This window comes from Streptomyces sp. NPDC004539, assembly GCF_040610055.1.
Classification (GTDB): Bacteria; Actinomycetota; Actinomycetes; order Streptomycetales; family Streptomycetaceae; genus Streptomyces.
The window spans coordinates 129,416-141,757 of the sequence record NZ_JBEXLS010000025.1; the positions used below are offsets into that span (position 1 = coordinate 129,416).

The 12,342-nt window shown below is 71.4% G+C and carries 8 protein-coding genes; 4 read left to right on the plus strand and 4 right to left on the minus strand.

The features are described 5' to 3' along the window. Window positions 1–120: 120 nt before the first annotated feature. The 4 genes from ABZX85_RS38355 to ABZX85_RS38370 all read right to left on the minus strand — a co-directional run bounded on the left by ABZX85_RS38355 (window position 121) and on the right by ABZX85_RS38370 (window position 3,872). Window positions 121–999: a TauD/TfdA family dioxygenase gene (locus ABZX85_RS38355; protein ID WP_355879703.1), complete on the minus strand. Its 879-nt coding sequence runs from the start codon at window positions 997–999 to the stop codon at window positions 121–123. Between the two features lie 53 nt (window positions 1,000–1,052). Continuing rightward, window positions 1,053–1,871, minus strand: a complete 819-nt coding sequence (locus tag ABZX85_RS38360) for an ABC transporter ATP-binding protein (RefSeq protein ID WP_355879705.1) — start codon at window positions 1,869–1,871, stop codon at window positions 1,053–1,055. Next, on the minus strand, window positions 1,858–2,907 hold the full coding sequence (locus ABZX85_RS38365; protein WP_355879708.1) for an ABC transporter substrate-binding protein: 1,050 nt from the start codon (window positions 2,905–2,907) through the stop codon (window positions 1,858–1,860). Before ABZX85_RS38365 ends, ABZX85_RS38360 begins: the two co-directional genes overlap by 14 nt. Before the next feature lie 89 nt (window positions 2,908–2,996). Then, window positions 2,997–3,872, minus strand: a complete 876-nt coding sequence (locus ABZX85_RS38370) for an ABC transporter permease (RefSeq protein ID WP_355879711.1) — start codon at window positions 3,870–3,872, stop codon at window positions 2,997–2,999. 438 nt (window positions 3,873–4,310) lie between these two features. On the opposite strand from ABZX85_RS38370, the gene ABZX85_RS38375 reads away from it, so the two are divergent. The 4 genes from ABZX85_RS38375 (at window position 4,311) to ABZX85_RS38390 (ending at window position 12,231) form a co-directional block, all read left to right on the plus strand. Next, window positions 4,311–5,426 carry an alpha/beta hydrolase gene (locus ABZX85_RS38375; RefSeq protein WP_355879714.1) on the plus strand — a complete coding sequence of 372 codons (1,116 nt, stop codon included), beginning with the start codon at window positions 4,311–4,313 and terminating at the stop codon, window positions 5,424–5,426. A 208-nt stretch (window positions 5,427–5,634) separates the two neighbouring features. Continuing rightward, window positions 5,635–5,949, plus strand: a complete 315-nt coding sequence (locus tag ABZX85_RS38380; protein WP_355879717.1) for a hypothetical protein — start codon at window positions 5,635–5,637, stop codon at window positions 5,947–5,949. A 172-nt stretch (window positions 5,950–6,121) separates the two neighbouring features. Beyond that, the gene (locus ABZX85_RS38385; protein ID WP_355879720.1) at window positions 6,122–8,380 is read left to right on the plus strand and encodes a PQQ-binding-like beta-propeller repeat protein; all 2,259 of its coding nucleotides are present in this window, start codon (window positions 6,122–6,124) and stop codon (window positions 8,378–8,380) included. Between the two features lie 146 nt (window positions 8,381–8,526). Beyond that, complete coding sequence (locus tag ABZX85_RS38390; protein ID WP_355879723.1) at window positions 8,527–12,231, plus strand: hypothetical protein; 3,705 nt, start codon at window positions 8,527–8,529, stop codon at window positions 12,229–12,231. Window positions 12,232–12,342: the final 111 nt, after the last annotated feature.

Consider the following 12,342-nt stretch of genomic DNA (forward strand, 5'->3'; position numbering starts at 1 on the left):
GCGCCCCGTGAGGTCGGTCGACAGCTTCGGCCGAAACGCCCGTGGCCGGTGCCGCGTTCGACCCGGCGTGCGGAATGCCGACACCAAAATCGCACCCCCTCACGCCGTCCGGAGTTGAGCTCACGCCGCTGCCGGACCCACCGGAACGTCCCCGCGCAGCGTGATGCGGTGCATGACGCGATGCTGGTCGCCGTAGTCGCGGTTGGCGTAGTGGGCCGTGCTGCGGTTGTCCCACAGCGCGACGTCGCCCGGCTGCCAGCGATTGCGTACGACGTGCTCGGGCTTGGTGAGGTGGGCGTACAGGATGTCGAGGATGCCCCGGCTCTCGTACTCGGAGACGCCGACGATGTGCGAGGTGAAGCCGGGGTTCACGAACAGGCCCTTGCGTCCGCTCTCGGGGTGCACCCGCACCACCGGGTGCTGCGTCGGCGTCAGTTCGGTGAACACCTCGCCCTCCCACAGGTTGCCGCGGCCCTGCCTCCGCTGGGCGAGGTAGTAGCCGAACTCGCGGCTGCCGTCGTGGACGGCCGTGAGAGTGTCGACGTACGCCCGCAGTCCCGGCGAGAGCGATTCGTAGGCGAGCTGGCTGTCGGCCCAGTTGGTGTCGCCGCCGTTGGGCGGCAGCACCACGGCCCGCAGTACGGAGATCGCCGGCGGACGCTGTACGAACGTCACGTCCGTGTGCCATACATCGGCGAAGCCGTTGTCCTGGCTGTCGAGGGAGTACACCTCGGGGGCGACGTCACCGGAGTCGTGGACCGGATGCCCGACGGTGACCTCGCCCAGGCGCCGGCCGAACTCGATCTGCGCGGTGTCGTCGAGGGTGTGCTGGCCGCGTACGAACAGCACCTTGTACGCCACGAGTGCTTCGCGCAGGGCGAGGACCTGGTCGTCGTCGAGCCGGCCGAGGTCGATGCCGTGGATCTCGGCGCCGAAGGCGGGGCCGAGCGCGGTGACCGGCAGCTTCGCCACGGGGGGCCGCTCGCTGAGGATGCTCATGTGGGGGTCCTTTCGGGAGTGTCGGGAACGACGGGAGGTGCTGGGTACGGGGTTCAGGCCGCCGCCGCGGCCTTGACGGCGTGGGCGACCTGGGTCCGCAGCTCGGCGAACTCGCGGGAGCCGCGCAGTTCTTCGGCGTCGACGTCACCACGCGGCAGGGGGATCGGCAGATCCAGGGCCACGGTCCCAGGGCTCTTCGTCAGCACCACGATGCGCGAGCCGAGGAACACCGCCTCGTCCGCCGAGTGCGTCACGAACACCGTGGTCCGCCCGGTGCGTCCGGCGACCTGACGGACGTCTTCCTGGAGCCGCTCCCGGGTCAGCGCGTCGAGCGCCGCGAACGGCTCGTCGAGCAGGAGGAGCGGGTTCTCGGCGGCCAGCGCCCGGGCGATGGCGACGCGTTGCTGCTGGCCGCCGGAGATCTCCCAGACTCGCCGCTTCTCGGTGCCCTCCAGGCCGACCCGGGCCAGCAGTTCCGCACGCCGCTCAGGCCATTGGGCGCGCGGCACACCCGCGTACCGCAGCGCCAGGTCGACATTGCCCCGCACGGTCCGCCACGGGAACAGCCGAGGCGTCTGGAACACCACGCCGGCCGTGTCGCCGGGCCTCGGCTCGCTGCCGGAAACCCGTACCGAGCCGTGCGTGGGCCGTTCGAAGCCCGCGATCAGCCGCAGCAGCGTGCTCTTGCCGCAGCCCGAGGCGCCCACCAGGACCAGGAACTGCCCGGCCGGTACGGTCAGGTCGACCGGTCCGACGGCCGTGAAGACCTCGTCGCCCCGGCCGTACCGGTGGGTGACCTGGTCGAGGCGGACGTCTCCGGCGCGCGCGGTGTCCCCCGTCCGCTCGGTCTCGGTGAGCTCACTTGAGGACATCGGGCAGCCCCTTGAGGTAGAAGGCGTTACGGACCGCGTCCTCGGACGGTGCGCCGTCGACCTGCTTCTGGGCGGCCAGGAACCGGCCCGTGTCGGTGACGTAGGTGAGCAGCTTGCCCGGGCCGCCGTCGGTGCCCAGCCAGTCAGCCGAGACCACCTGCTCCGGGGTGAGGAACACACCTTGCGAGAGCTGCGCCTTCGCGTCCGCCGCACTGATGCCGAGCTCCGCCGACACCGCCTTGACCGAGCCGTCCGGGTCGGACTTGAGCAGGCGCAGCGCCTGAGCCTGCGCCTTGCGCCAGGCGTCGATCGCCCCGGGGTCGCGGGCGATCAGGTCGTCCGAGACGACGGCCAGGTCGAGGGTCGGCTTGCCCGCCGCGCCGATCTCCTTGCTGCTCGTGAGCTGGGTGCCGGTCTCGCGCAGTTCGTCCAGGGTCGGCAGCCAGACATAGGCGGCGTCGATGTCACCCCGCTGCCAGGCGGCGAGGATCGGCTGCGGCTGGAGGTCGATCAGCTGGACGTCGGACGGCTTGAGGCCGGCCGCCTCCAGCGCCGCGAGCAGACTGTAGTGCGAGGTCGAGGCGAAGGGGGTGGCGATCTTCTTGCCTCTGAGTCCGGCGACATCGGTGATCCCGGTGGCCTTGCGCGCCACGAGTGCCTCGTTCTCGCCCGCGACGTCGAGAATCCAGGCGACCTTGTACGGGATGGGTGAACTGCCCGACACGCCGCGGGCGAACGGGCTGGAGCCCAGCGCCGCGATGTCGAGGGACTTGCCGAGGAATGCCTGGTTGACGCTGGCGCCCGAGTCGAACTTGATCCAGCTGATCTCGTGGTCCGGCAGCGCCTTCTCCAGCAGTTTTCCGTGCTTCACGAGCAGGTCGCCGCTGGGGAAGGCGAAGTAGCCGATGCGCAGCCGCTTGGCGCCGGACGCCGACGACGCGCTGTCCGAGGAGCAGCCGGTGACGGCCGCGGAGACGGCGGCCAAGGCACCGGCGAGGAGGAGACGGCGGGAGGGGCCGTGGGGGGAAGAGGGCATGGCGGGCCGTTTCTGTGCGAAGTCTCTGTGGGAAGTCGCTGTGCGAGGGAGGGGATCGACGGGTTCCGCGTATGGCGGGAGCGACGGCTCTACGCGCGACCGCGCCAGGGAACGACCGCGCGTTCCAGCCACAGCAGCAGTCCGTCGATGATCAGGCCGGAGACGCCGATGGCGATGATGCCGACGACCACGACCGGGGTGTTGTTGTAGTTGGCGGCGTCCTTCACCATCCCGCCGATGCCCGGCAGGCCGTTCACCAGCTCGGCGGCGACCAGGGAGGAGTAGGCGACCCCGACGGCGAGCCGCACTCCGGTGAGCGTCTCCGGCAGGGCCGAGGGGACGACCACGTCCCGGACGACGTCCCACCGCGACGCGCCGAGCGCGCGTGCCGCCTCGATCAGGCTCTTCGGCACAGCCGCGACGGCCGCGGTGGTGGACACCGCCACGGGCGGGAAGGCGGCCACGGCCAGCAGTGTGATCTTCGGTTCCTCGTCGATGCCCAGCCAGATGATGAGCAGCGAGAAGTACGCGAGTGGCGGCAGCGTCCGCAGGAAGGTGATCCAGGGCTCGAACAGGGAGCGCAGCCAGCCGACGGTGCCCATGAGCAGTCCGAGGACGACGCCGGCGGCGATGCCGATGCCGGCGCCGATCGCGATGCGCCGCAGGCTGACGCCGAGGTGCTCGACGAGCGTGGTGCCGTTGTACCCGCGTACCCCGTCGTGGGTGGTGGAGACGTCGACGAACGCGTCCCACACCTTGGCCGGTGGGGGGACCAGTGTTTCGCTCCACGTCCCGCCGGCCGCCAGTAGTTGCCAGAGGACGAGGAAGAGCAGGAGCGAGCCGAACGGCAGCGCGACATGGCGCACGCGGGCCCGGACCGCCGGTGACGGTCTGCGGGACGCGGGCGGTGCCTCGACAGCCGACGTGGTGTCATCGGGCGTGGGCACAGGGGGAATCGTGGACATGGCTGATCCCGGGCGAGAGTGATGCCGGACGGAGAGGGAGCGCTCCCTGGGAGAGGGCGCGTCAGCGAAGACCGGGTCAGCGACAACACGAACCCGGGCGTCGGCACAGGTCGATGACCAGGCGTCGCACCAGGGGTTCGGGAGTCATGACGCACATTTGTACAGCAGCCGCAGAGCGCCGCCAAGAGGGGTCCATTCTGCGGAACGCGGGGGCACAGGGCCGGAAAGCGGATTCAGGGCGGTGCGTTCGACGCCGCTGTGACACATTCGTCCGCGGCCTCACCGTCGGGCGGGGACAGGGGGGTTGAGCTTGTACCCCCCATAAACCCGACCTGCCACCTCCGACGCGGAAACGGTTTCCTGGGATGCGTGCCTCGGTCCCGGCACACCACCGGCCGTCGCATCTTTCCTGTACCGATCGGATATGAGGTCCCCTCCATGGAACGTCGCAAAGCGCTCGGGCTGATCGCCGCCACCGGCGCCGCCGCCGCCACTTTCACGGGCACACCCGCCTTCGGCGCGGAGAGCGCCCGTACGGGCGCCGCGGGAGGAGGCCGGGGCAAGGGCGGCTACACCTTCGCGCTGGACAGGAACGTCAGGCGGACCTCGGTACGGTTCACGAACCGCTACGGCATCGAGGTCGCCGGTGACCTGTACGTCCCCAAGGGCGCCCGGGGCAAGCTGCCCGCCCTCGCGGTCAGCGGCCCGTTCGGCGCGGTCAAGGAGCAGTCCTCGGGTCTGTACGCCAACGAACTCGCCCGCCGCGGCTACGTCACCCTCGCCTTCGACCCCTCCTTCACCGGTCAGAGCGGTGGCCGGGTCCGCGACGTGGGCACGCCCGACGTCTACACCGAGGACTTCAGCGCCGCCGTCGACTTCCTCGGCCTCCACAAGGCCGTCGACCGCGAGCGCATCGGCGCGCAGGGCATCTGCGGACTGAGCGGCATGGCGCTCACCGCGGCGGCGGCCGACAGCCGGATCAAGGCGGTCGCCACATCCGTGATGTACGACATGTCACGCAGCATGTCCCGGGGCCACCAGGACTACTACACGCGTGAGCAGCGCCAGAAGATCGTGGACTACGTCAGCCGGCAGCGCTGGGCCGACGCCGAGAGGGGCACCTACGCGCGAGGCTCCCACGAGATCCCCTTCGACAAGAACGGCGACGTCGCGCCCTCGAACCGTGTCCTGCCCAAGACTCTCCCGGCGGACGCCGACCCGATCACGACGATCTTCTTCGACTACTACCGCACCGAGCGCGGCTACCACCCCCGCTCGATCAACTCCACCACCGCGTGGACCGCGACCACGCCGATGTCGTTCTTCGGCTACCGGCAGATGACGGACCTCGACCTCCTGGCACCCCGCAAGGCCCTCCTGGTGGCCGGCGGCGCGGCGCACTCCCTCTACTACTCGGAGGACGTGCAGGCGATGGCCCCCGAAGCCATCGACCTCCTGGTGGTCCCGGGCGCGAACCACGTCGACCTGTACGACCGCGAGGACCTCATCCCGTTCGACAAGATCGACGAGTTCTTCACCAAGAACCTCGCCTGACCGAAAGCGCCCCGACAGACCGATACCCCCACCGGCCTGTCGGGGCGTTCCCATGCCGGAATCGGCGGGCCGAGTGGAAGTTTTCTGCGGATTCCGTCGTCAACTCGGGCTGGCGGTTAACAAGTTAACCAACGATGGTGCACGTGGGGCGCATGAGGCCCCTCATACCCTTTCGGGAGATCCAGTGCCTGCTGGCAGTACCCCTTGGATGCGAGCCCCACGTGCTGCGCTCGGCACGGCGCGTGTGGTCGCGGACGGCGTTCAACCGCTTCCGGCGGCCGGCTCACCGCGCACGGGGGCCGCGCGTGTCGACACCCGGCGCGGAGAGTGGTCGACGATCTCCCTCCAGGGTGCCGCGCGAAACGAGACCGCAGTCCTCAGGCTGCGGGCCGCTGACCGGCGCACCGCGCCGCCCACGCCTTCGACAGGCTCTCCGTACGCGGCCGGCCTGGGCGCGATCAGCCTCATCGAGCAGTTCTTCGGTCCCGAAGGCACGGACGAGAAGGACCACGGCAAGCGGTGAACGGGCCGTCCGTGAAGTGCTCACCATGCTCGGACGAGCCTGAACACACCCCGTCAGGGACTGACGGCTTCCACGAACCGCGCCACCCGGCTCCCTCCTCACGCCGATCGTGCCGACTTCGTCGAAACAGAACGCACCACGAGAACGCACCGATCGCGGAAGGTGACCGGACATGCCACCGAGCCCCGGCGATGCGGAATCCATCGAGTCCACACGGTCCATCGGCGACTACACGCTGGTCCGCCATCTGGGCAGCGGCGGCATGGGCGTCGTCCATCTGGCGCGCTCGTCCTCCGGACGGCAGGTCGCGCTCAAGGTCGTGCACGCCCACTACGCCCAGGACGAGGAGTTCCGGGCCCGCTTCCGGCTGGAGATCGCCGCGGCCCGCCGGGTGAGCGGGGCGTTCACTCCCCCGGTGGTGGACGCCGACCCCGACGCCGGACAGCCGTGGATGGCGACGCTGTACGTGCCCGGCCCGACGCTGGCCGAAGCCGTCGCCGAGGACGGGCCCTTGGGCGGCAAGGCCCTGCGCACGCTGGGTCTGGGGCTCGCCGAGGCGTTGCGCGACATCCACCAGGTGGGCCTTGTCCACCGGGACTTGAAGCCCAGCAACATCCTGATGGCCGAGGACGGGCCGCGGGTCATCGACTTCGGCATCTCGCGGGCCCCCGAGAACCACAACCTCACCCTGACAGGCCGGCTGATCGGTACCCCGCCCTTCATGTCACCGGAGCAGTTCAGCGCACCACGCGACGTCACGGGAGCGTCGGACGTGTTCTCCCTGGGGTCCGTCCTGGTGTTCGCGGCCACCGGCACGGGCCCGTTCGACGCGGGAAGCCCCTACATGACGGGTTTCCAGATCATGTACGAGCCGCCGCGCCTGGACGGAGTCCCCGAACCGTTTCACAGCATCGTCGCCGCTTGTCTGGACAAGAACCCGGCCGCCCGGCCCGGGCTGTCCGAGGTGCATCACATGCTCCGTACGCTGCCCGACGCCACCCTCCGGGTCTCGTCCGGGGCGGGATCGGCGACGGATGCCCGCCGCCGTTCCCGGCACCGTCGGCTGTCACGGGGTGCGGCTCTCGCCGAGGCGCTGGGCAGAAGAGCCGCCGCGCTGCCGGCCGGCGCCTCGTCCTGGTTGCGGCGCGGGGGTGGGTGGCGGCGGACCCTGATCGGCGTCGTGGCGGCACTGACGGTCACGGGGCTGGCGGTGGCAGTGGTGAACCTGCCACCGGACGCGGCGGCGGACGTGCAGGTGCCCGAGGGGTGGAGGCCGTGGCTGACGAACCTGTCCGAGTCCTCCGGCGACTCCTCCCCGCTCGCCCACGGTGAGTCGGGATGTCTGCCCGGCGGCGACGCCATGTACTGCGCGGGAACGGGGTTCACCGCCGCCAAGGTCGATCCTTCCTCCGGAAGCGTGCTGTGGCGGACAGGTACCAACCCTGTGCAGACGCTGCCGATCGGTGTCCGCGACGGGCTCGTCTACGTCTACGCGGAGCCCGACGACCCCGACGGCGACAGCGTCACCGGAAGCGACCTGATCGATGTGACGGCTCTGGACACCGGCACCGGGGAGCCTCGCTGGACCCGCCGTGTCAAGGACTACGACGCGGAGTTCGGCGAGATCGCGCCCGCGTACCTGTTCAGCGGTGGGCTGCTGACGATGTCGGTCACCGCGACGGAGTTCGTGGCGTACGGGGCGACAGGGGAGGAACTGTGGCGGTCGTCGGCTTCGGCGCCCACCGGCAGTTCGTGCCTGCCGCTGGTCCTCGGCGGGAACCCGTACGGGCTGTGCGCGCCCGACGACGAGAACTCCGGCCGCCCGGTCGTTCTGCTGCGGCTCGACACGGCCGACGGCACCCGGCGCGACCTCGCGACGCTGCCTCCGCTGGCGGAACCCCTCGGCGTCGTCGACGGACAGCTGTTGTTCGCTCTCTCGCAGACCCCCGACAAGCAGGCCCGGACGTCGGGCACCTTGCCGTACACGGGACTGGTCCGGGTGGAACCGGGCGGTGGCGAGGTCGAGCGGATCGACCTCGCCGGGGCTCAGCGCGGCCGGGTCACCACGGTCGGCGACGCCGTGTACTTCGTACGAGCGGACGGTACGGTCACCGCGGTGTCGCCCGCCGACGGCCGGCAGTTGTGGCAGCGTGCGACCGGGCTGGAGAGCCTGTCGGAGCCTGCGGTGTCGACCACGTACGACGCCGTGTACTTCGCCAACCGGTTCGGCCGGCTGATCGCGCTGGACCAGGGCAGTGGGGCGGTCCGGTGGCGCTCGGCAGGGCTGGACGATCTGACGGACGACGCGGAGTACACCGCGCCGAGCCTGCTTCTCGTCGAGGACGCGATCGTGGCGGCGGCCGGCGACATGGCCTTCTCCGTGCGCCCGGACCGCCCCGACGACCGTCCGTCGACGGTCGCACCGAACTGAATCCGCGACCCCGTGCGGTGTGCTGGGCATCCGGCCGTGGGCACACCGTGTCCACGCGGTCCGTCCCTGTTCCACGAGGAAGATCTCATCCGAGCCGAAAGCAGGATGAGCGTTCGATGTACGCGGATCTCGAAAGGCACACCGGGATGGGACGACGCGAGAAGCCGCTGGACCCCGAGGCGGGACCGGTCCAGCGGCTGGCGCACGAGTTGCGGGGTTTGCGCGAGGCGGCGGGGAAGCCGACGTACCAGGACATGGCCCGGCGGGCGAAGTACTCCACGAGTGCGCTCTCCGCCGCCGCCGGCGGTGAACAACTGCCGTCTCTGCCCGTGGTCCTGGCCTATGTGCAGGCGCTGGGCGCGCAATCCGAGGCGTGGGAGGAGCGCTGGCGGGAGGCGAAGGGCGCGGTCGAGGAACGGGCGAGGGAAGAGGCTGCGGGCATTGCCGAGCCCTACCGAGGGCTCGCGCGTTTCGAGTCGTGCGACCGGGACCTGTACTTCGGCCGGGACGCGCTCGTCGGAGAGCTGCTCGGCCTGGTGCGCGCGCATCGCTTCGTGGCGGTGTCCGGCCCGTCGGGGAGCGGTAAGTCCTCACTGCTGCGGGCCGGCCTGATACCGGCGCTGCGGGATGCGACCGGCGCCGACCGTCCGGAGGTGATCCGGGTGCTGACGCCCGGGGAGCGTCCTGCCGCCACTCACGAGAAGGCGCTGATGCCCCAGGAGGGCGAACTGGACACGTGGGTGGTCGTCGACCAGTTCGAGGAGGTGTTCACCCTGTGCCGGGACGCCGAGGAACGGGACCGTTTCCTGCGTCTGCTGCTCACGTCCCGTGACCTTGGGAGCCGGCTGCGGGTGGTCGTGGCGGTGCGCGGTGACTTCCACGGCCGCTGTGCCCGGGACCGCGAGCTGGCCGAGGCGATCGGCCGGGCCTGCCTGCTGGTCGGGCCGATGGACCGGGACGAGCTGCGCGAGGTGGTCACCAAGCCGGCCGCCGCCGTCGGCCTGCTCGTCGAACGGGCGCTGACCGCCCGGATCGTCGACGAGTTCACCGGTCGGCCCGGCGCGCTGCCGTTGCTGTCGCACACCCTGCTGGAGACGTGGCGGCGACGCAGGGGACGAACGCTGACCACAGCGGCGTACGAGGCGGCGGGCGGCGTGGGCGGGGCGATCGCCGCCACCGCCGAGGAGATGTACGGCGCGCTCCCCACGGACCGTACCCGCACCGCCCGGCGCGTCCTGCTGCGGCTGATCGCCCCTGGCCAGGGCACCGCCGATGCCCGTGGCCCGGTCGAGCACACCGAGTTCCCAGCCGATGCGCGGGATGTCCTCGAACGGCTCGCCGTCGCCCGTCTGGTCACCCTCGACGACGGTGTTGTCGAACTCGCCCACTCGGCGGTGATCACCGGCTGGCCGAGGCTCGCCGCCTGGATCGAGGAGGACCGGGAGCGCCTGCACGAGCAGCGCCGGCTCACCGAGGCGGCCCGTGCCTGGGAGGAGTTGGGACGTGAGGACGGGGCCCTGTACCGGGGTTCTCGGCTGTCGCGTGCCGAGGAGTTGTTCACCGGAGAACCCGAGGGGCCGGGTGTTCGGGAACGGCCCGGGGACGAGGACGACCTGACCCACCGTGAGCGGGCCTTCCTGACCGCCTCGCTCACCGCCCGCGACACGGCCGAACTCAGACGGCGCACCCTTTCGGCCGTCCTCTGCGTTCTCCTCGTCCTCGCTCTGACCGTCGGCCTGGTCGCCTGGCAGCAGAACCGGGCCGGCCAGGCGGAGGCCGCCGAGGCCACCGCCCGCAGGATCGCCGCGTCGGCCGCCGGCCTGCGCTCCTCCGACCCCCGTACGGCCATGCTGCTGGGAGCCGCCGCCTGGCGGACCGCGCCGCTCGTGGAATCCCGTTCCGCGCTGCTCGGCGCCCTGTACCAGGCGCAGCGGGACACTTTCACCGATCCGCAGACCGGCAGCGACACGCGACGGTTCCTCATCGACCAGGCCCGCCGGCTGGTCAGTGTGGCGGGCGGCACGGTCAGTGTCTGGGACGTGGCCCGAAGGCACCGGAGCGCCTTCTACCGGCTGCCGGCGGACACGGAGGTGGGTGCCGTCAGCCCCGACGGCCGGTTTCTCGACCTCACCGGCCCGGACGGCACGGGGCAGCTGTGGGACCTGACGGCCGGAAAGCCGGTCGCCGGCATGGGGGACGGCAGCGTGCTGGCCTTCACCTCCGACGGCTCCGGCCGCCTCACCACCCCGCTGGACCGCACGGGCCCCGTCGAACTGCGTCGCACCACCGACGGCGAGGTCCTCCTCGCCACGACCGCCGATCCCACCGCCGCCGGCCTGGACCACGACGGCCGGCTCCTCGCGCTCTGCCCCGCCGGCGGATCGCCCGAAGTGTGGGACACGGTACGGGACGAGCGTCTGCCCGGCGGCTGGGCCAGGGACAAGGATTTCTGCGGTACCGGCACCGGCGCGGACGGCGGCGGCCATGTGCTCCGCTTCAGCCCGGACGGCACCCGCCTGGCCGCCGTCTCCGGCACCACGGCCCGGGTCTGGGACGTCTCCAGGGGTGCTCTCGTCGCCGAACTCGGCAGCCTCGGAACCACCGGGTTCACCGACCTCGACTTCACACCTGACAACCGGTTCCTCGCCACGGCGGACGACGGCGAGCTCACGGTGTGGCGTCTGCTCGGCTCCGGACTCCCGGTGGTCCGTGTGCCGCTGGCACAGGGCCAGGAGGTGCGGGACCTGACCTGGGCCTTGGGCCGGGACCGGGTGCTGAGCTTCCGCGACGCCGCGACCGTCCGCTCGTACGACCTCACACCGAACCTCGCGGCCCCCTGGCAGGAGACACCGGCCGACGCGAGCGTCCTCAGCCCGGACGGCACCGCCCTCGTCACGGCCACCCGCTCCGGGGGGACCTATCGCCTCGAACTCCGCTCCGCTCACACCGGTGCCCTCCTCGCCCACGACACCGTCGGCGCCCTCCCCACCTCCGTCGACGAGACTCCGCTGCTGGCCTTCAGCCCGGACGGCAGGGCCCTCGTGGTCAGCGGAATCTCCCCGCTCTCCGGGCGGCAGCGGGTCATGGTGTGGGACGTGGCCTCGCACACGGCACGGACGTCGTTCGAACTCCCCGGTACGCGGGAGAACCCCGCGTACCCTCTCGCCCTCGGGCCCGACGGCCGGACACTGCTGATCGGCGGGACCACCGGCACGGACATCCGCGACACGGGCACGGGCCGCCGTACCGGAGCGCTGCCGGGCCTCTTCGGTGAGACCTTCGCGGTCCGCCCCGACGGACGTCTGCTCGTAGGCTCGCTCGACCGGTACGCGCGACTGCCCAACGGCACTGCTGTGGGCCGGGCTCTCGCCGACGGCAAGAAGGTCACGGCGCTGGCGTTCAGCTCCGACGGGGAACGGCTCGCCGTCGGCGACGCCTCGGGGCGGGTGACCCTGTGGGACGGGAACGCCGAACGCCGGACGGATGTCCTGGCCGGACTGTCGGGCGCGGCAGGCGAGGGCGCGCCGGAGGAGGTCGCGGCGCTGGCGTTCTCGGCCGACGGCCGCACGTTGGCCGTCGGCGGCACGCACGGCACCCTCCGATTGTGGGACACCGCCTCCCAGCAGCTCCTCGGTACGGACCTGCCCACGTCCGGCGACGAGATCCGCTCGGCCGCCTTCGGCCGGGATGACGGCACTCTGTACACCACCGGCCCGCACACCACGCTCCAGCGCTACACGGTCGACGCCGAACGGGCCGCCGCCGCGGTCTGTGAGCGTGCGGGAGGGAGTCTGAGCGAGGCGCGTTGGCGGACGTACGTGCCGGACACGCCGTACCGGGAGGTCTGCTGAGGTCAGCGTGGTCGTCCAGGGATTTTCCAGAGGTGATGGCGAGGGTGGCTGGAAAATGTCGGGCCCGGTCAGGATCGGGCGGTGGCCGTCCGGCCCACCCGAAATCCCCCT